The 24,536-nt window shown below is 55.0% G+C and carries 17 protein-coding genes; 16 read left to right on the top strand and 1 reads right to left on the bottom strand.

The window, feature by feature from the left end:
• Positions 1-3 precede the first annotated feature (3 nt).
• From J2Z18_RS23540 to J2Z18_RS23530, 4 genes are all read left to right on the top strand, one after another.
• The gene (locus tag J2Z18_RS23540; RefSeq protein ID WP_244152649.1) at positions 4-3,780 is read left to right on the top strand and encodes an Ig-like domain-containing protein; all 3,777 of its coding nucleotides are present in this window, start codon (positions 4-6) and stop codon (positions 3,778-3,780) included.
• A 127-nt stretch (positions 3,781-3,907) separates the two neighbouring features.
• A complete protein-coding gene (locus J2Z18_RS30835; RefSeq protein WP_007128450.1) occupies positions 3,908-4,030 on the top strand; it encodes a hypothetical protein in 123 nt (40 codons plus the stop codon).
• Positions 4,027-4,587 carry a hypothetical protein gene (locus tag J2Z18_RS23535; protein WP_007128449.1) on the top strand — a complete coding sequence of 187 codons (561 nt, stop codon included), beginning with the start codon at positions 4,027-4,029 and terminating at the stop codon, positions 4,585-4,587. The genes J2Z18_RS30835 and J2Z18_RS23535 overlap by 4 nt, the downstream gene beginning before the upstream one ends.
• Positions 4,580-8,812 (top strand): glycoside hydrolase family 2 protein, encoded by a 4,233-nt coding sequence (locus J2Z18_RS23530; protein WP_210095448.1) that lies wholly within the window; start codon positions 4,580-4,582, stop codon positions 8,810-8,812. The genes J2Z18_RS23535 and J2Z18_RS23530 overlap by 8 nt, the downstream gene beginning before the upstream one ends.
• A gap of 412 nt (positions 8,813-9,224) precedes the next feature.
• Here the strand turns inward: J2Z18_RS23530 and J2Z18_RS23525 are convergent, their stop codons facing one another.
• Positions 9,225-9,512: a CD3324 family protein gene (locus J2Z18_RS23525; protein WP_210095447.1), complete on the bottom strand. Its 288-nt coding sequence runs from the start codon at positions 9,510-9,512 to the stop codon at positions 9,225-9,227.
• A 421-nt stretch (positions 9,513-9,933) separates the two neighbouring features.
• On the opposite strand from J2Z18_RS23525, the gene J2Z18_RS23520 reads away from it, so the two are divergent.
• From J2Z18_RS23520 to J2Z18_RS23465, 12 genes are all read left to right on the top strand, one after another.
• On the top strand, positions 9,934-11,631 hold the full coding sequence (locus tag J2Z18_RS23520; protein WP_007128445.1) for a GAF domain-containing sensor histidine kinase: 1,698 nt from the start codon (positions 9,934-9,936) through the stop codon (positions 11,629-11,631).
• On the top strand, positions 11,628-12,296 hold the full coding sequence (locus tag J2Z18_RS23515; RefSeq protein WP_007128444.1) for a response regulator: 669 nt from the start codon (positions 11,628-11,630) through the stop codon (positions 12,294-12,296). Before J2Z18_RS23520 ends, J2Z18_RS23515 begins: the two co-directional genes overlap by 4 nt.
• A gap of 186 nt (positions 12,297-12,482) precedes the next feature.
• Entirely contained in the window at positions 12,483-13,043 is a 561-nt protein-coding gene (locus J2Z18_RS23510; RefSeq protein WP_007128443.1) for an NADPH-dependent FMN reductase, read from the top strand.
• Positions 13,040-14,752 (top strand): VOC family protein, encoded by a 1,713-nt coding sequence (locus tag J2Z18_RS23505; protein ID WP_007128442.1) that lies wholly within the window; start codon positions 13,040-13,042, stop codon positions 14,750-14,752. Before J2Z18_RS23510 ends, J2Z18_RS23505 begins: the two co-directional genes overlap by 4 nt.
• A 103-nt stretch (positions 14,753-14,855) precedes the next feature.
• Entirely contained in the window at positions 14,856-15,398 is a 543-nt protein-coding gene (locus tag J2Z18_RS23500; protein ID WP_007128441.1) for an NADPH-dependent FMN reductase, read from the top strand.
• A gap of 118 nt (positions 15,399-15,516) precedes the next feature.
• Positions 15,517-17,136 (top strand): response regulator transcription factor, encoded by a 1,620-nt coding sequence (locus tag J2Z18_RS23495; protein WP_007128440.1) that lies wholly within the window; start codon positions 15,517-15,519, stop codon positions 17,134-17,136.
• Complete coding sequence (locus tag J2Z18_RS23490) at positions 17,133-18,929, top strand: cache domain-containing sensor histidine kinase (RefSeq protein WP_007128439.1); 1,797 nt, start codon at positions 17,133-17,135, stop codon at positions 18,927-18,929. The genes J2Z18_RS23495 and J2Z18_RS23490 overlap by 4 nt, the downstream gene beginning before the upstream one ends.
• Positions 18,926-19,909 carry a substrate-binding domain-containing protein gene (locus J2Z18_RS23485; protein WP_007128438.1) on the top strand — a complete coding sequence of 328 codons (984 nt, stop codon included), beginning with the start codon at positions 18,926-18,928 and terminating at the stop codon, positions 19,907-19,909. The genes J2Z18_RS23490 and J2Z18_RS23485 overlap by 4 nt, the downstream gene beginning before the upstream one ends.
• 144 nt (positions 19,910-20,053) lie before the next feature.
• The gene (locus tag J2Z18_RS23480) at positions 20,054-21,553 is read left to right on the top strand and encodes a sugar ABC transporter ATP-binding protein (RefSeq protein ID WP_007128437.1); all 1,500 of its coding nucleotides are present in this window, start codon (positions 20,054-20,056) and stop codon (positions 21,551-21,553) included.
• Positions 21,554-21,596: 43 nt separating this feature from the next.
• Positions 21,597-22,565, top strand: a complete 969-nt coding sequence (locus J2Z18_RS23475; protein ID WP_007128436.1) for an ABC transporter permease — start codon at positions 21,597-21,599, stop codon at positions 22,563-22,565.
• Positions 22,566-22,710: 145 nt separating this feature from the next.
• On the top strand, positions 22,711-23,727 hold the full coding sequence (locus J2Z18_RS23470; protein ID WP_007128435.1) for an ABC transporter substrate-binding protein: 1,017 nt from the start codon (positions 22,711-22,713) through the stop codon (positions 23,725-23,727).
• Positions 23,728-24,055: 328 nt separating this feature from the next.
• Positions 24,056-24,505, top strand: coding sequence for a macro domain-containing protein (locus J2Z18_RS23465; protein ID WP_007128434.1), 450 nt, complete (start codon positions 24,056-24,058; stop codon positions 24,503-24,505).
• The last annotated feature ends 31 nt before the right edge of the window (positions 24,506-24,536 follow it).

The following is a 24,536-nucleotide window of genomic DNA, read 5'->3' as shown; positions in this document are numbered from 1 at the left end:
CAAATGATGAAAAAGCTTTTGCTTGCTGCGCTGGCTGCAAGCCTGCTATTCGCGCTGCATCCGTTTGCAATGATGACCGACACGGCATCGGCCTACGGCAATCCGCACGGGACGGCCTATTACGTCGCTCCGGACGGAAGTGATTCGAACAAAGGGACGAAGAACAAACCGTTTCGAACGTTGGAAAAAGCGCGGGATACCATCCGTGCGCTGAAAGCAAAGAAAGGGCTGCCGAGGGGAGGCGTCACGGTCTATCTTCGCGAAGGGCGTTACGAGCGGACGGCAAGCTTCGAGCTGAACGCCCAGGATTCGGGGGAAGCCGGCAAGCCGATCACGTACACGGCTTATCCGGGTGAGACGGTCATATTGTCCGGCTCAAGGAGGCTTGAGAAATCCGCGTTCGTTCCGGTTACCGACACGGCCATTCTGAATCGCATCATTAGCGAGGAGGCCAGAAGCAAAGTCCTGGTCGCCGACCTGGCTTCACTCGGCATCACGGATTACGGAGAGATGAGCCGGCACGGATATTATTTGGCCAACGATTTGAGCAAGGTTCCGCCGATGGAGCTGTACGTCGGTGGGGAAGGGATGACATTGGCACGCTGGCCGAACGAGGGAACGGTGCAAATGGACGAAATCCTCGATCCCGGACCGACTCGAAAAAGTCCGGACGGGGAGGTTCATAAGCGGGGCGGCACTTTCACTTACACGTATGACAGGCCGCAATATTGGACGCAGGCGGATGATATTTGGCTGGACGGCATTTTCGGGTATAGCTGGGAATGGTCCTACAACCAAATCGCCGCCATCGACACGGAAGCCAAGAGCATAACGCTCCGTTACGGCGAGATGAGCGGCATCTTCAAGAATTGGTACCCGGATTTCCATTTTGCGCAAAACCTGCTCGAGGAGATCGATATGCCAGGCGAGTATTATATCGACCGCCAAACCGGGAAGCTGTATTTTCTGCCGAACGCCGAATTTATGACCGCCGATCCATCCATTGAAGTAACGATGCTGAAAACACCGATGATCAATGCGATCGATGCATCCTATATTGATTTCTCCGAGCTTATTCTGGAGAATGGGCGCGATTCGGCGGTTGTGTTCATGGGCGGAAGCCACATGCGCATTCTGCAAAGCGAAATCCGCAATTTCACCAACAGCGGCGTGCTGGTGAACACCCAGAGCCGATTCCATTATAACGACTTTGCCGGAGTGCCGGGAACAGATCATAAAATCGAGAACACCCACATCCATCATATCGGGGGCACTGCCGTTACGCTCACCGGTGGCGACAAGACTACCCTCGCTCCGGGCAACAACGCGGTGGAGAATTCGCACATTCATGACTTCGCTTATTATCATAAAGCTTACAACCCCGGCGTGCTCTTGTCCGGAGTGGGCAACCGCATGTCGAACAACGAGCTGCATGACGCACCGCATCCCGGCGTGCTGATATTCGGCAATGATCATCTGGTGGAGTACAACAACATTTACGACGTATGCAAAACGTTCTCCGATCTCGGCGCCATTTATATGAACGCGGGCGAGACGCCGCAGCAGCGCGGCACCGTCATCCGCCGCAATTACTTCCACCATATCGGGGAGAGCAAGCCTGGCGTTGAAGGCGTCTATCCCGACAACTTCACGATGGGACTGAAGATCGACGAGAATATATTCTACAAAATGGGCAACTCGGCGATCAAAAATAACGGCGGGGCCCATATCTTGACCCGCAACAATATATTCGTAGACAGCAAGGTTCCGTACGACTATGCCGACTTGTTCCTCGGCGACGAGCCGGATGATCAGGTGCCGCTGAATTACATGCCGAAATGGAGGGCGCTGTTCGAAGCCAACAACGACTTTGTCGGCACGCCGTACCTGGCCAAGTATCCGGAACTCGCGAACTTTTTCACGGAAAACCGCTATTATCCGGATACGAATACATTCCACGGCAACGTCGTCTACAATCCGACGGTACCACGCAGTTCGACGACGAACGAGGAAGGCGCGTACGACAAATTCAATCTTGTCCAATATGCGGATAACTGGGTAACCGACGAGGATCCCGGCTTCGTCAACTTGGCGGGAGGCGACCTGTCGCTTCGAATGGATGCTCAAGTATTCGAGGCGATACCCGGCTTTCCCGATATCCCGTTCCATGAGATCGGCATCCACGGGAAAGCGGGCACGACCAACAGCCCGGACGGATACCCGGTCGAAGGCGTCGTGGTTTATGACGACGAGGTTACGGTGGACCGGTGGAAAACGGTAAAGCTGCGCACGGCGGTTCTGCCATGGAACGCCGATAATCCGAAGCTGGTCTTCACATCGACGGATCCCGCCATCGCTGCGGTCGACGATAACGGCATCGTTACAGGTCAGGAGGTCGGCCAGACGGTCATTACGGTGGCATCGGCGGAGAATCCGCAGCTCACGGCAACGGTGGACGTTACGGTCGAGGCCGGAGACGGCATCATGGATTTCACCGATTTCGAGTCAGGGGCTAACGGCTGGCCGCAGGATGCGAACCGCAGCATCGTCAAGGAAGGGGACAACCGCTGGTACAAAATTCTTAATGGCGCTACCGCTCTAAGCGCCAAAACCTTTTCCGATTATGAGCTGAGCTTCAAGCTGAAGACGCCGGAGTCGATCGGGGAAAACGCGACCCTGTACGTGTTCAACCGCCAGGCCGGCAGCGGCTCTACCCGCGTCGGCTACAAAACCCGCCCGGACGGCACATCATCCTGGCTGCTGTATAACGCCGCTTGGACGATTCTTCACGAACTGAAGCTGCCCGGCCACGATTTAAAGCCGAATACGGAGTACGAGATCAAAATCCTTGTGCATGGCGGCGAGATCAGCGTGTACGTGGACGGCCAATTCCGCCTGAAGGCTGCCGATCCCGGCCATAACGAGGCGGGCAAGGTCGGATTCTACGTGAACAACGTCACCCACATGCTGTTTGACGACATCCGGTTCAAAGCGCTGACGACGGAGCTGGCCGGCATTATTCCTTCGGAACGCGAAGTGCGGCTTGCCGCCGGGGAGCAGCGGCAGCTTGAGCTGACGTTCGACCCCGCCGGCACCCCGGACACCGGCGTGATCTGGCAATCCGCCGATCCGGCCGTAGCGGAGGTGAGCGATACGGGGGTCGTCAGCGCCGTATATGAAGGCGAGACGACCGTCACGGCCGTATCCGTTGCCAATCCGCTCGTCAAAGCGGATATCAAGGTAACCGTTTCGAGCATCATGCATGAAACCGATTTTGAGACAGGGGGCAATGGATGGCCGGTAGACCCGAACCGGAGCATCGCTGTGGATCCGGACGGCAATCGGCGCTACAAAATCTTGAACGGGGCAACGGGGCTGCTGGACAGGGCTTTCCAATCGTATGAGCTTGATTTCACCCTGAAGACCCCGGCTGTCATGCCGGACGACGGCACGATGTATGTCTTTGATCGGCAGGATGCCACCGGCTCGACTCGAATCGGCTATCGTACGCGTCCGGACGGAACATCCGCCTGGATCCTGTATGATACGGCTTGGCAGAAGATCGCCGAGTCCGCCTTGCCGCATCGGGACCTGCAGCCGGACACGGAATATGCAGTCAAGATTATCGTGAAGGACGGAGACGTTGCGGTTTACGTCGACGGCGAGTCAAGACTGGCCGGCACTGATCCGAATCACAGGCCATCCGGGAAAGTGGGCTTTTACGTGAGCGGTTTCGATTATATGCTGTTTGACAACATTCGCTTCACCGTGGTCTCTTAAATGCGGCGCTTCCTCCCGCGATCGGGGGGCAGCGCCTTTTATATCCGGAATCGGGCAAGTGAAGTTTGTAGCAGACACAATTCCTGTGACAGTGGCTAACTCATAATTTCACGTTTGGAGGTGTGTTATGAAGCGCTGCTTATATAGAGCCGAAGGAATCGGCAATATGGACGCCGTTTCCGGTTTACGCGAGGAGCGGATTAGGTTCGCGGCCGAGAAAGCCATGGAACGTCAGCATGATCCAGAATGAGCTTGTTTGCGAACGGAAGCGGATTGTTCCTATATTACGAATGCCTACGCGGGCCGGTACGCCCGGAAAGCTTGCTGCCGGAAGCCGATGCCTGGCTGGCGGCATGGCCCGGCGCAGAACCGGGACGGAGGTGGGCGCCGATGATCGATATTTTTCATTATCAATCCCCCGTTTCGGAGCTGCACTGGAAGCGCAGGAACGAAAACAGCTTGCCGTACGGAAGGATCGCTCGTTTAAAGCCGAAAGAGGCTGCAAGCTACGTGTATTACCATTATCAATACCAGGAAGAGCGGCCGGGCGACGGCGACAAGTATGGGATCATCGGCATGCACGAGACGGTGCTCTTCTTCTATTCCGAGCTCCCGGCCACGATCGAGCCCGCCCCGTACGAAGGAAAGCTGAACACGAAGCTTCGACCGGACAATTGGGCAGAGGTGATGGAGCCGCATTTCATCAAATGGGGGGATGTTCCAGCTGGACAGGAGATTTGGCGGGAGCTGGAGCTGGTGCTGGACTTGCGAGTTTATGATGAAAGGAAGGGAATGAACGATGCGTAATCGGGTGTGTCTGAACGGGGAATGGGATTTTATGCCGTTGTATGGCCAGACGCAGTGGAGGCGGCTGCCGGATGAGCTTGTATACGAATCGCGGCGGGTGCAAGTCCCGTCCAGCTGGCGGCGCTCCTACAGGCAGGCGAATGGCAAAACGTTCGGTGAAATTCCCGAGCACGGATATGCTCCGATGGACCTTTACGGCTACCCGAAAGAATGGGACGAAGCGGAGGCTGGCGTGCTGCATCGAAGCTTTCGGATTCCCGAGGACATGGCCGGGCAGCGAATCGTGCTGCGCCTGGACGGCATTATGCAAAAGGCCGTCATCTTTCTCGATCGGGAAGAAGTTGCCGTATGGGAAGACGGCTATCTGCCGCTGCGATTAGATATTACGCCTAAGGTCGGCCAGGGGAGTGAGCATCATCTCCATGTCGTATGCGGAAGCTTCGACAAAGTGACGCTCCCGTCTGGCATGGAGAAGGTGACAGGTCTGACGGGCTCCTGGTTTGGCAATGTCGCCCGGGGGATATGGCAGGATATATATTTGGAGAGCTATCCTCCCCTATCCATAGAGGATGTTACGATCCGTACATCCGTCCGGAAAGGCCGGTTTGAGCTGGATGTGTTGGCCGGAACAACCGATCCGGAGGCGGCCTCAGACTCGCTCCGCGTCAGAGTGAATATCCGGAAAATCGGAGTGATATCGCAGCGGGATGATCAGCTGCTGAATCATCGAGATTTCCCTGGCAGCGGGAGCGGCCGGCAAGCGGCTGATGATGGCAAACCGCTGCAGGTTTGCACGCTCGGAGGAACGGGCACGGAGCGTGAGATGCTCGAACACGGAAGCGGCACGGCTCGAAGAGGGCTCGCCCAAGGGGGACCGCCGGTCCTTCAAGCGGAGCGGCCGGCGGAGCACTTCGTTTTTGAAGCGGCTTCACATCTCCGGCTGTGCGTAAACGATCGCGGCGGAGCTGTTTACCGTGCCGCTTTCAGCCTGGATTGGCGGGATGCCAAGCTGTGGGACCCGGATACGCCGTTTCTGTATGCGGCCGAAGTTGAATTGCTGGATGGCGGGCAGGTTGTCGATCAACGTGTTGAAGTGTTTGGCTTCCGCGAGTTTTGGTGCGAAGGCCCGCGGTTTATGCTGAATGGCATCCCGATCCGGCTTCGCGGCGATTCATGGCATTTTCAAGGTGGGCTGCAGCAGACGGAAGCGTACATCCGTAATTGGTACCGGATGTGCCGTTCCATCGGGATCAACAGCGTTCGTCTGCATGCCGAGCCGTATCCGGAGGATTACGTGCGGATCGCCGACGAAGAAGGGATGCTGATCGTCGACGAAACGGCAATATATGGATCGGCCAAATCGATGCTTGCCGACCATCCCGACTATATAGCCAACTGCCGCATGCATGTTTTGCGGCTCGTTCGCCGGGACAAGAATCACCCGTCGGTCATCATGTGGAGCCTCCAGAACGAAATGCGCTGGGTGGACGGACGGGACGGTTACAAGCTGCATATGCCCTGCTTCATCCAAGCGATCCGGGAACTGGACGCAACGCGACCGATCGTCGCCGAAGGAGACAACCGGCTGCTGCCCAAAGCGCATACGGAGGTGGAAAGCCGACATTACAACATCGACGGCACGATAGCTCAGTGGGACCGGTCCGTTCCGCTGACCTACGGCGAACACGGAGGATGGTGGTACATCTGTCCGCAGAACAGCAGCCAGTATGTTGGGCTGAGGGCATACCGGGATACAGACGAGAGTGCGGCAGGACTGGCTCAGAAGGAGCGCTTATTCGTAGAGTATGCGCGGCGGCAAGGCGTCTCCGGCATATCGACGTTCAATTTCGCGCATTACTTCATGAGGGCGATGCCGGAGCGCGATGCTGCGGTTCCGCCATCGGTACCGGGCTTGCCCGGTGTAATGCCCCGAAGGATCCCGGCTTATTCGCTGACGATCAACAACGGACTGCTGCCTGATCATCCGATGTACGCGCCCAATCCGGCGTTCGCCATCATGGCCGAGGCGTTTAAGCCGGTCACGATGTTCGCGTCTGAATATAATCGCTGCTTCTATGATGATGCGCCCATCACCCGACATTTTGACGTCTTCAATGATACGCTCTCGGAGCAAGAGGTACGGATTGAATGCAAGATCATACAGGGAGAGGCGGTCGTTCATGAGCAGGTCTTCGCCTTCCGTCAAGAGCCTGCCGAATCTAGAACAATCGGGATAACCTGGACTCCCGCACCCGTCAAGAGAGAAGGGGTGGCCGTGCTTTCGGCAGTGCTGCTCCATGGCGGGCGGCGGATGCATGAGCTTCGCGTAGAGTTCCGGCTCGTGTCAGCCAGTTTGCTCCACGATCCCGTCGACGTCGAACGTCCGGCCGCCTACTGGGGATCGGAAGAGGATTACGACATCCTCCGCAGGCTCGTTCCCGGCTGCGAACGGGTGGATCGGGAGGCGATCGCCCAGCTGCCGGCCGCTGGCTTGCTCATCATCGGCAGCAGGACGGTGGACCCGGACGGCTCGCTCGAGGATTTGCTGAAAGACTTCGTTGCTCGAGGCGGACATCTGGTGATGCTGGAGCAGACCGGGCTGTCGCTGGGACGGCTAACGCTGTCGCGAAGACCGTTCCTTCGTGCCCATGCCGGCGATTACCGCCATCCGGTTCTGTCGGGAATCGGAGACGAGGACTTAATGTTCTGGCAGGAGGAGCTATGCGAGGAAGGACCGCTGCCGATCATTCGCGCAGCATTCGAGAAGCCGGCAGCCGGGGATTTCACCATGCTTCTGGAATGCGGCGCAGGCGATTTCGGCGACGGCGGGGATCTATGGACCCCGCTCTTGGAATACCGAAACGGCCGCGGCTTGTTGCTGGCGAACCAGCTGGAGCTGATGGCCAATATCGCTCGTGCTCCGCAAGCCTGCTTGCTGCTTCGCAACCTGCTTGCTTACGCGGGCCGCGCAGATGGATTAACCGGGGATGACGCTGGGCCCTCAGGCGCGTTGGTTCGGCCTGGCGGAGAGGCTGCGGCATTTCTCGACAAGCTGCAGCTGCGCTGCGCTTTGCTTGATGCCGAGGCGCTCATGGAATCTGCACCGGCTGGTGAAGGTGACGGCTTTGCCCAATCTGCAAAAGATCTCCGCATGCTGGTTGTAGAGGCTTGCCTGCTCGATGCCCCTGGTCTCGCCGAGGCAATCAGGCATTATGCCGAAGCCGGTGGACGGGTGCTTGTCCTGCCGGCGGAGCCTTGCGACCAGGAGGCGCTTGCCCGGCTGCTGGGCCGGCCGGTGCTTGTGGAGCCGCATGAAACGTTCCATCTGGCTGCGGGCGACGCCGGGGAGCTGGTGAGCGGCTTCAGTCCGGTTGATCTGTTCGGCTTTGACAAAGTGTTTCTGTCGCCGCGGGACGCCGCCAACCGGCCGCTAGCCTCGCACCGGCTGGAGGTGCAGGAAGCAACGACATTGTTGGCCAGCGCCGAAGGGACCGCCTGGAAGGATTACTTCGTGAACGGCTACACTTCGGAGTACAGCCGCCTCGCGCTGGTTGAGCTGAATCGCAGCAAGGCGCGCGGATCCGGGGCATTCCTGATCGAGGTCAAGGCGGGCGGCGGCTCCATCCTGTGCTCACAGCTGTCGCTTGACGCTGACAGCGACAAGGCACGAAGGCTGTACGCACGTTTGTTGGCCAATCTTGGCGCGGACTTTGACGACGGCTTCCTTGAGAGCGAGAAGGATGACGGGGCATGGTCCGTGGAGGCGGTCATGGCGCTGCCCTGCCCGACCTATGCCGACTACGAAGCGATGAAGGCATATTATACCGATCCTGATTTTTCGCTGAACAATTTAGGAGAGGGCCTTTACGGCTGGATGCAGAAAAAAGAGCGCAGGAGAGCGGATGGAGCTTTGCTCATCCGGGATGCGGGCAAGGATCCGTGGTTTTTGAGCTGCTTCGTATGGGTGCCGGGTGAATCCGCAGCGCCTCGCGCGGGACGACTGCAGATTCAGACCGGCGCGCCGTACGTTATCTATTTGAACGGCGAACGGGTCCCGAATCCGGAACGCGAGATTACCCTGGCGGGAGGACTTAACCGGCTGATCGCGATTGTTCGCGGAACGGGCGGAGATTTGGCGATCGGAATGATCTTCCGGCATGCGGATGGGACGTACATGAAGGATTTGGAATACCGAATGACGCTGAACGAGGTTGAGCCGAAATGACGGGGGTCTTTACGGGGGCTGAAGTTTGAGGTTGCCCCGGCGAACGACGGCCGCTTAGGATCCTGACCGTGATGGTGCCGAATACCCATCTTCAAAATCAAGCGGCTTCTTGCGTGTGAATCGAATAGAGGCACTAGGTAACGTGGACAGGAACAACACAGCCCTTCCGACTTCCTTAAGGGAAGCGAAAGGGCTGATTGTTTTTCGTTTTTTTTTGAAAAGATGTTGATCTGTTCGACAGGGCGGATACGAGCCAACATGAGCAACGGTGCGATAGGACATATTGAGCTGCCTTTGGCACCCTCTCGATCTTGGCCATTGCCGATCATAGCTATGTAAATTGAAAGGGACTGCTCCCTCTGGGGAACAGTCCTATCGTAATCCGCGTGAGCCATTTGGAAGTCTCATAGATTTAGGTTCTAGTCCCAACGCGGGTAAGTTTACTGATGATTTTGCGGACGCTTTCTCCGGACAGGAAGTAGGTCCGTTCTAATTCTTCAATGGTCCGGCCCTTGCAGTAGGCCCGGTACATTTCCTTATTGCGACGTTCGATGCGTTCTCGGGAACCGCTTAATTCACCCCAGCCGGCTCTTTGCTCGCTTTGTTTCGGTATGTAGAGAAGTTCTCCGTCTATATACTGTTGAATTTGCTGCAGCAGCTCGGGGGGAAGCACTTCTCTACCGTTTTTGTAATGGCCCATCGATGCCCTCCTCTTTCTGTATGAATGTTCAAGCTATCGCTGAGTGTCAAAACAATTGTATTGATCATGCTTGCCCTCCTCCTTTCGAATTTATAATTTGTTGTGTTTACGAATTGGAAAACAGATATAGGGAGCCCCGGGGGCTCCCATGGGAACGGGTATTCGCTTTAAGCGAATACCACCTCGTGGATCTGAATCATTGCGCTTCAGCCTCCTTTCCGCTCATTTCGTCGGCCCGACCTCTATATTAAGCCATAGATTGGTGGAAATTTGCAATAGATAAAACAATAATAATTGTTTTTTACCAGACATTCGTAAGGTGAACGTTGGATTCTGGTCAAGGGAGCCGAGGGAAGGTGGTGCGTGACTGGATTATATAATATAGTTACTTCAGAATGCAAAATAAAAGGAGCTTTCGCGTATGTCCACACACGATACGCATGTTCAGGAGTTAATCACGCTGAAGACCATTGCCGAAACGTTGAACGAATCGAATGAGTTAATCCCCATGCTGGATGTGGTGATTGGGAAGCTGCTGGAGCTGACAGGACTTACGACCGGTTGGCTGTTCTTAGTGGAGGATCCGGGAACGCATGAATTCATTGCCGGCCGGAATTTGCCGCCTGCCCTCCGCAGGGAGGACGACAAGCCCATGCGCTGCGGCAGCTGTTGGTGCCTGGAGCGTTATGACGACGGCCGTTTGAGGAATGCCGTAAACATTTTGAATTGCAAACGTCTGGATAACGCCGTCCGGTACCAGTGGGGCGATACGGAAGGCATTACCCACCATGCAACCGTTCCTTTGCGATCCGGCAGCCGCAGGTTCGGCGTGTTGAATGTAGCTGCCCCCGGGAAGCTGCACTTCTCCAAAGAGGAGCTGGCGCTCTTGGAGTCGGTGGCTTACCAAATCGGCAGCGCTATCGAACGCATGCGTCTATACACAGCCGAGCAGCGTCGCGCGGATTTGTTCGCCCGGCTCGGAGAGTATAGCGGCGCACTCGGTGCTTATGCTTCCCAAGCGGTGGATCGGGCCGAATTAACGAAGCAGGTCATGAGCTTAATCGGCCGTTATTTTGATTGGCCTGTGGCCGCATTGCTGGAACCCGCCGGCAACGAAGTGACGCTCAGAGCCCTATACAGCGGAGGGCAAACCACGCTGCCCCATGCCAAATTTCCACTTGCCGATACCGCACGAACCCGCTCCCGGAAGGGGAGTGTCACGACGGATCCGATAAGTGCCGAAGACGCCCAGCGGCTTGCGGATCACTTGGCTAAAGAGGGATGGATCTCATCCGTTACCCGAGCGGTTGCTGTCCCGCTGGCGGCAGCAGGTGATTCCGAAAAGGGACTGCTTCTGGTAGCGTATAACCCCTACCGGGATTCGTACCGGGCGGACCTCGGGGTGATTGAGGCTCTGGCTGAACATATCGGGATGACGCTTCAGCGGTTCCGTCTGGAGGAGAACCGACGGGAGCTCGCAAGGATGGATGAGCGAAATCGTCTAGCCCGGGACCTGCACGACTCGGTAAGTCAAACCCTCTTCTCCCTGGTGATGATGTCCAAGGGGGTAGGCGGTATGCTTGCCGGGGAGCCGAACGAAACAAACAGTATGCTGCAGGACACGATCCATGATATTCAGTCGTTATCGCAAAGCGCTCTGAAGGAAATGCGGGAGCTGATCATGCAGCTTCGTCCGCCCGGACTCGAGGAAGGGCTTATGACAGGGCTTAAGCAATACGGGGAACGATTGAGGCTTCATGTGCGTTCGCATATCAGCGGGATACAGGAGCTTCCTCGTATCGTGGAAGAAGCTTTGTGGAGGATCGGCCAAGAGGCGCTGAACAATGTGAGCAAGCATGCGGATACCAAGGAAGTAACGATAGCTTTATCCCTCCAGGAGGATGAAGTCGAGCTTCGGATTGAGGACCGTGGGCGAGGGATTACCAAGCAGCGATTGAACGAGCTGACAAAGCATTCCATCGGGCTGTCCAGCATGCGCGAGCGCGCTGAAACGCTAGGAGGACGATTCCGGTTATACAGTGTACACAGGGAGGGAACCATCATTGAGGTTATGCTGCCCTTGAGGGAGAGATTAACAGAGAAGGAGGGGGACCGATGATTCGATTGATGATCGCTGACGATCATGCCATGGTTCGCCGGGGGCTTCAGGTTTTTCTGGCAACGCAGCCGGATATCGAAATGGTCGGTGAAGCCGCGAATGGCGAGGAGACGCTGGAGACGGCCAAACAAGTAAATCCCGATATCGTGTTAATGGACTTGAATATGCCTGTTCTCAATGGCATCGATACGACGGCACGATTAAAAAAAGAACAGCCTGACATTAAAGTCATTGTGCTGACCTCGTTTGTCGATTATGACCACGTTCTGCCCGCCATTCGGGCGGGAGCCCGCGGATATCTCTTGAAGGATATTGAGCCGGAGGAGCTTGTAGCCGCGATCAGACGGGTGTTCCAAGGGCAGGTCGAGCTGCATCCTGATGCTGCAGGTCTGCTTATGACGCATGTGACTTCGCCGGCAGGAGCTGAAGAAGCCAGCGGACCCGCTCATTCGGGAAAGGCTGCACAGGAGCTGGATAAGCTCACCCGGCGCGAGCAAGAGGTCCTGCAGCTGATAGCATCAGGCATGAATAATAGGGAAATCAGTGACGCTCTTCACATTACGGAGAAAACGGTCAAAACCCATGTCAGTCATCTGCTCGATAAGCTGGGGGTTGCCGACCGGACGCAGGCAGCCATTTACGCGCTAAAGCATGGAATTGTATAAGGTGTCGGGAATGAATTGGATCTGATGAACGCCAACTTTTCTAAGACTAAAGTTGTAGAAGCTCTCAGCCGAAGGCATGAGAGCTTTTGCTTGTAAAATCACTCCATATGCTGACGATTTCGATCGCTTGCCTCCTCTACAATGTACATAACAAGCTTTCAAATACGAGCAGGGGAGGCAGTACAAATGAAGATCGTGATCATCGCGGGCAGCAACCGCAAGGAAGCAACAAGCACCATTTTGGCGAAAGCCCTTCAAGCACAAATGAACCTGGGGTCCGTGGAAACGGAGCTGTTTAACTTGTATGAAACTCCGCTTCCCTTCTATTCCCCAGACGAGATATTTAACCGTCATGAGGGCGTTCGTGAGCTGCAGCGTCTGTTAATGGAGGCCGACGGCATTATTTTGACTACACCGGAGTATCACGGAGGGATGAGCGGAGTGCTGAAGAACGCCTTGGATCATATGGGGCAGATGCATTTCTCGGGTAAGCCGGTTCTATCCGTAAGCTCGGCGGGCGGCGCGGTCGGTGTGAGTTCGTTGCAGCAGATGCAGGCTACGGTACGCAATCTGCACGGAATTAACAGTCCGGAGTGGATTTCCATCGGGGGGTCTCAGCGCAATCTTTACGAATCGGAAGCGGCAGAAGGAACGATCGTCCTGGATTATCGAGCCAAGGAAGCCCTCGCTATCTTCATGGAGCTGGTCAAGAAGATCAGCAGCAAAGAGGAGGTCGAAGCCTTATGATTACCCATTTCGCCTGTTTGAAATTAAAGACGGTTTCGATCCAGGGGGTGAAGCAATTCTACCATGATCTGCTTCATTTCCCTGTCGCAAGGGAAAGCGAGAACGAGATCGAGTTTCAGCCAACGCCTGATTTTACGCTGAAATTTGAGGAAGCTGGTGAACCGATAACCCCTGTCCACATGGCGTTTGAGGTGGCTTATTCCCAGTTTGAATTCATTGTTCAGAAGCTTGGGGAGCAGATGCCCTTATTAAAAGGGCCGGACGGAAAAATTGTTGCTTCAATCGATTCCAGTGTGAACGTGTACTTCAGGGATGGAGACGGGAATTTGCTCGAATTTCTTGCCCATCCGTATTTGAAGGAAGATGTGCTCGTTCCGTATGGCACTTACGGTGTCCTGTATTTGCGGGAGGTAGGGCTGCCCGTGGAAGACCCGGTAGCTGCAAGATTATGGATGAAACAGACGCTCGGGTTAACGATTGCCAAGGAGTCTGATCAATTTGCTTTTGTTATTGGCGGAACGGCCCACGCCGTTGTTGTATCAACCATGCGCAAATGGATCCCAATCGCGATGTATGCGCTGGCGCCTTCACTGGAAATAACATATGGCGTGACAGACGAACGCTTTCTGGATCGGGTTCGGTCATCCTTGGATCGCCGGATGATTATATCGGATACCGAAGCAGGTCTTCATTTCAGAATGTACGGGTACAGCATCCGATTGAAGGTCACTAGCTTCCCCAAGGATATTGCGGTCAGGCTGAATTTGCCGCACGCAGCCGAAGGGGAGGAGGTGAATTCGGTCATTGGCGACGAATTTCTTGAGGAAGGTCTGACGGCTTTGAGCCGGGGCGGCGAGGTCGGATGGTTTGAAGGGCATGTCGGCGGAGCTTATTTGGCAGCTTATTATATGCAAAAAGAGCATGACCTTCCGCAGGAGGTATTGCAGGGGCTGGCTGCCAATTGCCGCCACTTGCGCAGTCGGCATGAAGATTGGTTTAAGCCCTATCCTCCCGAAACTGCGCAGCCAGAGCTGATGGAACGATTGATTGAAGGCTTGCTGCCTAACCTGACAAATCTGAGCACCTCCGGACATGGGGTAACCTTAGGCGTACTCGCGCTAAAGGCGCTGCGGGACCGTCCGGACTTGCTGACTCCGTCCATCGTTCGAGGCATCCTAAAGCTGATGGAAGATGCAGGCGGAGAACATAAACTTGCACGCTATTACGGAATCGATGATTATACGCAGCTGAATCGATCGGAAAATTTGCTCTCGGACATCCCGCCTTACCGGGATGCATCGGATCTGGCAGTTCGTGCCCTTTCCGAGCTGGAACTCGTCCTGCCGGATCAACATGTTGAAGGCGAGTTTTACTTTTTTGCCGGTGAACTGGAGCATGGCGTTACCCATGCCCATGCGCTGATTGAACTGGAACGGCTCGGATACGCCGAGCTGGCAAAGCTCGGTCAAGGCAATCATCGGCTGCAAATGAAGCTTAACCGCCTAAGGCCTGAAGCGCTATCGAACCAGGGGGTAAACATCGCCGAGGAAGCCTCGATTACGGAAGCAAGCTATTGGAACAGACAATATGAAGATCCACATGCCATCAAAGTGCCTTATGCTGCATTGTCCCTGCTCCAATATGTGCCGCCGGAGAGAAGATCAGATATGGAACGCGGTGTGTGTAGGCTGCTGTCGTTAATGAAGTAGGATAAAAGTTATTTTAAACGTCGGAAGATATGGTAATCATATCAAGCAGGGTATCGTCAATGGAACATTTATGTGCTAAAAAAGCACGGAACTGGAGGGAATCATGAAAGTTGCAATCGTTGTAGGAAGCATTAGAAAAGAGTCGTACAACCGGAAGCTGGCGGAATATTTGAAAAAGCGGTATGCGGATCAGATCACATTTGAAATTGCGGATATTCGCCCGCTTCCTTTTTACGATGAAGACATTGAGCTGGACCCGCCTAAGGCCGTCAAGGAGTTTAAAGAGCAGATTGCTGCCGCGGACGCGGTATTATGGATCACGCCGGAGTATAATTATTCCATACCGGGCGTGCTCAAGAACGCGCTGGATTGGTTATCGCGCGTCGATAAGGTTATGAACGGAAAGCCGTCATGGATCATGGGCGCATCGATGGGTCAGCTGGGAACGGTTCGCGCACAAGAGCATCTGCGGGATATCCTTTTTTCCGTGGGCATCACATCTCCGCTGCTGCCGAACAATGAGGTTTATATCGGCGCCGTCCATGAGAAGATGGATGAATCCGGTAAGCTGATTCATGAACCGACGATCCGTTTCCTCGATCTCGTGGTCAACAATTTCATCACATGGATGAATACCCGCAAGTAGATAACAGATCATGGAGCCCTTTGGCAGTTGCCTGCCGAAGGGCTTTTCCTGTATATTCACCTCATAACGCGACAAAATCAACAAAAATGTGAATTGCTTCGGATGGGGGAGATGCTGCGTGTACAAAATCCTGATCGTGGATGATGAACCGATCGTAAGGGAAGGCATTAGAGAGCGGATTCAATGGGCCAAACATGGATATGAATGCATCGGAGCCTGCGAGAACGGACGCGAAGCGCTGGAGGTAATGGCCCAAGAACGGCCGGACGTGGTGCTGACGGACATCTGCATGCCATACATGGACGGGCTGGAGCTGTCCCGTCATATCGTGGAGAAGTATCCGAAGACGCGGATTATTATTTTGACCGGCTTTGATGATTTCGATTACGCGCAGCAGGCGGTGAAGCTGCAGGTAACAGACTTTATTTTGAAACCGATTACATCCGCAGAACTGCGCGAGCTGCTGGACAAAATCAAACTGGAAATGGACGAGGAGAGCGGCCGCAACGAGCATCTTCTAAGGATGAAGCAGGAGCTGAAGAACAGCATGGCGCTGCTCTCGGAGCGCTTTCTGGAACGCCTGGCTTCATCGCCGATGCGAAGAGCGGATATCACGGCCAAGCTGGCGTACTTCAATATTCCGCTAAACGGGCCGTTATATATCGCCATGACAGCTGAGATAGACGAGCCGTCGCTGTATGGGGAGACGGCTGATGTGGAGCTGTATGCCTTTGCCCTTTACAACATTGTTCAAGAGATTGCAGGGAGCGCGCAAGAATCGGCGGTTTTTCGTTTCAAAGAACATAAGGTCATGGCAGTGCTGTCAGGATCAAATGCGGAAGAGCTGCATGCACAGGCATATAAGCTGGCCGAAGACATTCGTAATTCCGTGAAGGAATATATGAAGTTTACGGTAACGGTCGGTATTGGGACCGTACGCAGCGATGTAGCCGAGATCCGGCATTCCTGCCGCGCTTCCGAAGCCGCCCTGGAGTACCGGCTGCTGATGGGGCCTGATCAGGTCGTGAACATTACGGACCTGGAGGTGCGCGGGGGGAAGCCTCTTCAAGACGGCTTCGAAGCTGAGGCGGCGCTTGTGTCGGCGATCCGTGCGGGGACCGCTTCCGAGGTCGACCATTGCATCCAGCGGCTGATCCAGGAAATTGGAAGCGCTTCAATGCCGATTGAATTATGCCATGTGCGGATTCTGCGCGTGATGCTGGCCGTGCTGCAGACCTTGATGGAGATGGGAAGCAACGATCATGATCTGTTCGGGATGGAGAAGAGGCTGCTGTCCGACTTGTATTCCTTCCGATCGCTGGAGCAGATCGAGGTGTGGCTGAAAGGCGTATGCGGGGAGGCGCTGCGAGGCGTGGCGCAGACCCGTAAGGATCTAACCCGCAGTCAAATGATGGAGGCTGTGGATTACATACATTCCCACTATAGCGATCCGGATCTGTCCGTAAAGACGGTCAGCAGCCGCATTTTCATGAGTACCAGCTATTTCAGCGCGCTCTTTAAGGCGCATACCGGCCGGACCTTCGTGGAATACGTGACCGATATCCGGATGGATAAGGCGAAGGAGCTGCTCAAGCATTCGGGAATGAAGACGTACGAGATTGCTGCGAGCACGGGGTACCAGGATCCGCAGTATTTTAGCGTCCTGTTCAAGAAGCATACGGGCGATACACCGACGGAATATCGAAACCGGATCACGGCTGGGGGAGAGCGGCGATGAGACCGTCCACCCGCATCAAAAGCATTCAGTCCCGCATCGCCGGCTCCTTCGTCATGCTCGTTCTGTTCACGGCGCTGCTGCTGATTTTTATCTCCTACCCGTTGTCGGAATCGGCGGTCCGGGAGACAGCGGAAAATTACACCTCCGAGCTGATTAACCAAGTGAATGCGAATATTGAGACCTATATCACCGGCATGAAGGACATGTCTTTGGCGGCCATGAACAATCCGAATGTACGTGAATATCTCGTTTCCGGCGGCGGGCTTGAGCCGGAAGAGCTGGCCAAGCTGAAGAGGAAGATCTCCGGCTACTTCCACTCCATCCTCGTCTCCCGTAAGGATATCGCCTCCATCCATATCTTCGGATACAACGGGACCTTCATCTCGGACCGCATGGATACGGAGCTGAATCCGAACATCTCGCTGCAGGAACAGGACTGGTACCGGCAGGCGCAAGAGCATAAAGGACAGGCGGTCATCTCCTCCTCGCATGTGCAGCCTGTCGTTAAGGACGAGTACCGATGGGTCGTCTCGCTTAGCCGGGAGCTGAGCGGATCGGATCCGGACAAGGGGATCGGCATTCTTTTGATCGACTTGAACTTCAAAGTCATCAACGACATGCTCAGCAAGCTGGACCTTGGCAACCGGGGGTACGTATTTGTAATCGACAAGGAAGGCCGTATCGTCTACCATCCGCAGCAGCAGCTGCTCTACAGCAATTTGAAGACTGAACGGTTGGAGCAAGTGCTGCAAGATACCCGGGGCGGATTTGTAGTGAAGGAAGACGGAGGCAGTCGGATTTACAGCATCAAAGACACGGATTTCGGGTGGAAAATCGTCGGCGTGTTCTACGAGAATGAGCTTGTTGACAACAAAAGGCAGATGCAGCGCTCATTTGCCATTGCGGGGATGCTCTGCCTCGGCGTCGGGGTGCTGTTATCATTCCTTCTTTCCCGTAACTTGACGCGCCCGATCAAACGCCTGCAGGAAACGATGGCGGAGGTTGAGAAGGGGAATTTCGATATCCGGGTTCCGGTCGGCCATTCCAAGGAAATTTCCAGCTTGGCCCGCAGCTTTAATGTCATGGTGCTCAAGATCAAGGAGCTCATGAACCAGATCGTCGTCGAGCAGGAGGTCAAACGAAAAAGCGAGCTGAATGCGCTGCAAGCGCAGATTAACCCGCATTTTCTGTATAACACGCTGGATTCCATCATTTGGATGGCGGAGAGCAAAAAGCATGACGAGGTGATTCTAATGACGTCGGCGCTAGCCAGACTGTTCCGGGCGTCGCTCAGCAAGGGCAGGGAAATGATCCCGATTGCTACGGAGATCGAGCATATTACGAGTTATTTAAACATCCAGCAGATGCGGTATCAGGATAAAATCCGGTTCACGCAGAGTGTTGATCCGAGCCTTTACCCGTACGTGACGCTGAAGGTGCTCCTTCAGCCCCTCGTGGAGAACGCGATTTACCACGGCATCAAGAACAAGCAGGGACCCGGCAGCATCGTCATCAGCGGCGAGCTGCAAGGCGACCGCATTATGCTGCGGGTGGCGGATGACGGGATCGGGATGGCCCCGGACAAGCTTTCCAAGCTGTTGACCGCTCCGGGGAAGGAGCGATCCAAGACGAGCGTAGGCATCGCGAATGTGCATCAGCGGATCCAGCTGTATTTTGGTCCCGAATACGGCTTGTCCTATGAAAGCGAGCCAGGTGCCGGAACGACCGTTACTGTCACCATTCCGGCCATCCGAGTCGAGGAGCTTGCAGGAAGGGGGGAGAAGCTGTCGTGAGATCAACGATTCGTTTGCGATATGTTCTGCTGGCCGCCGTCGCGGCTTTGGTCTTCGGAGTTGCCTTGTATCAGCTGATCGGCGGGGGACGTCAGGCCCCCCCTAAAATAACCGTAGCCGTTAAAGCGATGGACGAAATCGAATTTTGGCGCGTCTTGATTGACGGCGTTCATACGGCTTCGCGGGAGTTCAATGTGGAGGTATCCGTCATTGGTCCGCCGAAGGAGGTCGACGTCGACCGGCAGATCGAGCTGATCGAGGCGGCGATACCGGAGAAACCGGACGCTATCGTCATGGCTGCAGGCGACTATCATCGCCTTGTTCCGGTGGCAGAGAAAATTCACCAGGCGGGGATTCCCTTAGTCATGATCGACTCGGCCGTGCAGGGAAGCTACGCGGAAACCCTGATTGCAACCGATAATTTCGGTGCCGGGCAGAAAGCCGGCAAAGAACTTGCCGCTCTGCTTCCTGGGAATGCGCAAGTCGCGATTGTAAGCTTTGTACAAGGCGCCTCGACTCAAATTGAGAGGGAGCAGGGCGTTCGCAGCATCCTTGAAGGGAGAGCCGGGACGGAGATTGTCGGCACCTATTTCAGCGAAGGCATGGAAGAGCGCGCTTACGAGATCACGATGAAGCTGCTGCAGGAGCGTCCGGACCTGGATGGGATCGTTGGCTTGAACGAACCGTCCACCGTCGGCGCCGGAAGAGCCATTCGCGAGCTGGGTCTCACGGGACAAGTCAAGCTGGTCGGCTTCGACAGCTCAATCAAGGAGGTCAAGCTGCTCGAGGAGGGGGTCATTCAATCGATTATCGTGCAAAAGCCGTTTAACATCGGCTATTTGGGTGTAAAAACCGCCCTTTCCGTACTGGAAGGCGATAAGGTTCCAGACAAGGTGTATACCGACTCGGTCGTCATTCACAAAAGCAATATGTATACCGAAGAAAATCAGAAGCTGCTCTTTCCCTTTGTGGAGGAGTAGCTTTTTCCTTTATCGAGTGGGTTTTTCAATGAGAGAAAAATCATAGATTTTTCAACATCGCGAAGAGAATATTCCATTCCGGCGGGCTGCACTCCACAGGTAGAATGATCGTAAAAGGCTCCACTGCTAGAGAGGTGAATGACTGTGAGCGAAATACTTGTGCATATGGAAGGAATCACCAAGAAATTTCCCGGCGTGATGGCGCTGAACGGATGCCGCTTCGAGCTGAGGAAAGGCGAGGTTCATGCGCTTATGGGCGAAAACGGGGCCGGCAAGTCCACGATGATGAAGATATTGACGGGCGTATACCAGAAGGATGAGGGCAGCATCACGTACAAAGGCAGGACCGTCGAAATCAACCACCCGAAAGCGGCTCAGGATGCGGGGATCAGCATGATTCACCAAGAATTGAACCTCGCGCCCGATCTGACCGTCGCTCAAAATATTTACATCGGACGGGAGCCGCGGCGGAAACTCGGGCTGTTCCTCGACGAAAAGGCGCTCAACCGCCAAGTGGAGGCGCTGTTCGAGCGCATGGGACTCGTTATGGACCCTTCCGCGCTGGTGGCGGATTTAACGGTTGCGAGGCAGCAGATGGTCGAAATCGCGAAGGCGTTGTCTTACAACGCCGATGTGCTGGTGATGGATGAGCCGACGGCAGCATTGAGCGAAGCGGAGATCGAGGATTTGTTCCGCATCATCCGGCAGCTTCGCGCCGAAGGAGTTGGAATCGTTTACATCTCGCACCGGATGGATGAAATCAAACGGATTACGGATCGCATCACCGTGATGCGCGACGGTCAATACATCGCCACCGTCCCGACCGCGGAAGTCTCCACGCAGGACATCATCTCCATGATGGTCGGGCGCCAGATTTACGATACGTCCAAGCCCGAGGGCGTCTCACGTGATCGGGAGACCGTGCTTGAGGTCCAGGGGGTAAGCCGCGGAAGGGTCCTGAGCGACGTCAGCTTCACCTTGAAAAAAGGAGAAATTCTGGGCGTTGCCGGGCTGGTCGGCGCTGGGCGCACGGAATTAGCCCGGGTGATCTTCGGGGCAGACCGGCCGGATGCGGGAGAGATCCGCGTTCACGGACAGCCCGTGCGAATGAAGGGACCCCATGATGCGGTGCGCCACGGCATCGGTTATTTATCCGAGGACCGGAAGCGCTTCGGCTGTATCGTTGATCTGGACGTGAAGAGCAACGTTGCGATCGCTTCCTACCGGCGCTTTCTGAAGCCGGCGGGATGGATGGACACCGGCCGAATCCGGCAAGAAGCGGAGCGGATCGTAGATCGACTAAGGGTGAAAACGCCGCATGTTGACCAGGAAGTCAAGTTTCTCTCCGGCGGGAATCAACAGAAGGTCGTCATCGGAAAGTGGCTGACCCGTGACTGCGATATTCTCATCTTCGACGAGCCGACGCGCGGCATTGACGTAGGCGCGAAGAGCGAGATCTACAAATTGCTGAACGAGCTGGCTGCTCAAGGCAAATCGATCATCATGATCTCGTCGGAGCTGCCGGAGATTCTTCGGATGAGCCACCGGATCATCGTGATGTGCGAAGGCAGAATAACCGGCGAGCTTGGGCATGAGGAAGCAACGCAGGAGAACATCATGCAATTGGCAACGGCAGCGATGTGAGCGATTTACGGAATCTAACCATACGAAAGGAAAGATACAAGCCATGAATCTACAGCTGAAATCAGGCGCACTGCAGCAGGTGCTCGCTCTTGCAAGCTTGGTTGTGCTTCTTGTCACTTTTTCGATTTCGTCAGGCAACTTTTTTCAATTCTCCAATCTGATCGGCATTCTGTTGTCCACGGCGGTCATCGGCGTACTGGCTCTTGGCTCGACCTTCGTGATCATAACGGGAGGCATCGACCTGTCTGTTGGCACGGTCATGACCTTAAGTGCGGTCATGACCGGCGTATTCATTACGTTCTGGGGGCTGCCCGTCCCGGTCGGCATTCTCGGCGGCATCCTGACGGGCGCGCTGTGCGGGCTGCTGTCGGGAACGGCGGTTGCTAAGATGAAGATACCGCCGTTCATCGCCACCTTGGCCATGATGATGATCGCGAAAGGGCTGGCATTGATCATCTCGGGCGCGAAGCCAATTTATTTTACCGAAGCGGAAAGCTTTGCGAACATTTCCCAGGGAAGCGTGCTGGGCTCGCTGATTCCGGGCTTCGATATTCCGAATGCGGTGCTTATATTCTTCATTGCCGCGATTCTCGGCTTTCTGATTTTGTCAAAAACCATTATCGGCCGGTACAATGTCGCGCTCGGCAGCAACGAGGAAGCAACGCGGTTGTCGGGGGTCAACGTCGGTTACTGGAAAATTGTCATATACACCCTGACGGGTGCGTTCACTGGACTTGCCGGCGTTATGATGGCTTCCCGGCTGAATTCGGCGAACCCGGCCCTAGGCGCCGGATATGAGCTGGAGGCGATCGCGGCCGTCGTGCTTGGAGGCACCTCGCTCAGCGGAGGAAAGGGCACGATCATGGGTACGGTTATCGGCGCGCTGATCATGAGCGTGCTGACGAACGGATTGCGCATCTTGTCCGTACCGCAGGAGTGGCAGACGGTCGTCGTCGGATTCGTCATTATTTTGGCCGTGTATGCGGATATGCTCCGCAGAAGGAAAGCGTAGGAAGCTTCGTTCGGGAGGAAACTCATGCGGAGGGATCAGCGCCCTCATCCGACGGGCGGATTGCAGCGAATCACATGTTTGTAGACCTTCCTTCAGGAAGTTCTATAGATGGACATTTCATTCAAAGAACAAGGGGAGATTGAAGATGGGAAAAAAGCTATCGGTATTTGCGCTCGTGCTCATGCTCGCAGCGAGTCTGCTGTCCGCCTGCGGCAATGCAGGCAATGGAGCATCCGGCGGTGACAGTCCAAGCGAAGGGGGCTCGGGCAGCGGAGGTTCAGCCGCAGAAGGAGAAATCTACATTCCGATCATTTCCAAAGGGTTCCAGCACCAGTTCTGGCAAGCCGTAAAGTCAGGGGCTGAGCAAGCCGGCCAAGAGCTTGGCGTGCGCATTACCTTCGAAGGGCCGGAGACGGAATCCCAAGTGGATAAGCAGATTGAGATGCTGCAGGCTGCGCTGGACAAAAAGCCAAGCGCGATCGGATTCGCCGCGCTGGACAGCCAGGCTTCGATCCCGCTGCTGAAGAAAGCCCAGGAGAACAACATTCCGGTCATCGCATTTGACTCCGGGGTGGAAAGCGATATTCCGGTGACGACGGCGTCGACCGATAATATGGCAGCATCGGCACTGGCAGCCGATAAAATGGCGGAGCTGATCGGTGGCGAAGGCAAAATCGCCATGGTTGTTCATGATCAGACGAGTGTCACGGGCGTCAGCCGCCGCGACGGCTTCAAGAAGCAGATTGAGGAGAAGTATCCGAATATCCAGATCGTCGATATCCAGTACGGCGGCGGGGACCATCTGAAATCGACGGACCTGGCCAAGGCGATGATGCAGGCGCATCCGGATCTGAAAGGCATATTCGGTGCGAATGAAGGCTCGGCCGTCGGCGTCATTAACGCCGTGACCGAAATGAAGAAGGAAGGCCAGATTGTCGTGATCGGCTTTGATTCGGGCAAAGCCCAGATCGATGCGATCAAGAATGGTACGATGGCTGGAGCCATTACGCAAAATCCGGTTGGCATCGGCTATGAAACCGTGAAAGCCGCCTTGGCTGCCATCAAAGGCGAGAAGCTGGAGCCGCAGATTGACACAGGCTTCTACTGGTACGACAAGAACAACATCGACAGCGAGGAGATCAAGGCGGTAATTTACGAATAGGCACCATAAGCAAACCAGGGTGTCAATCATACAAAAGGGGAGCCCTAGAGGCTCCCCTTGTTCGTGCAGCATCCGCTTTACGCGAATGCCACCTCCGTATTCTGAATCAATTCGTTCAGCCTCCTTTCCGGTGAATTCCGTCCGGCCGGACATCTATATTAAACCATAGCCCTGGAGCAGGTTGTAGTGAATAAATAGGCTTAATTGTTTTTTACCAGCGACCCTAGTCTTGGGGCCCTTTACCAACTTCCGGAAGAGGGATACAATAAGGTACTAATGCTTGGGGAATACAAGCATGAATGAATGCATGAAGCATGGAGGAGTCGGGATGATTAAAATGGTTGAAGGGAGCTTGCTTGAAGCTGCTGAGGATATCATTGGGCACCAAGTAAATTGTCAAGGGGTTATGGGGTCCGGAATCGCTAAGCTGCTGCGAAACAAGTATCCGAGCTTATTTCCTGCTTATAAAGAATTTTGCCAAAACCACGATCCACATGATGTATTAGGCAAGTGCCTGATCGTCAAAACCGATAACAAATCCGTTGCCAATCTGTTTGGTCAGCTCAATTATGGAAGACAAAAAGTGAGGTACACGTATTATGAAGCTTTGAAGGAGTCCCTAGCCGCACTTAAGACGGAAGCACAAAAAGACGGTCTTAGCGTAGCTTTACCGTTCAACATTGGCTGCGGCCTGGCAAATGGGGATTGGAGTGTTGTATATGGAATCATTGAGGATGTTTTTCATGATTACGAGGTAACTTTGTACAAGGTAGAATGAATGATTTGTTCGCTAGGGCCAGCCGGAACGT

It is taken from the genome of Paenibacillus lactis (genome assembly GCF_017873605.1).
Lineage (GTDB): Bacteria > Bacillota > Bacilli > Paenibacillales > Paenibacillaceae > Paenibacillus_AQ > Paenibacillus_AQ lactis.
Note: the sequence above shows the minus strand (reverse complement) of the source record. Positions and strands in the feature narration are given on the sequence as shown.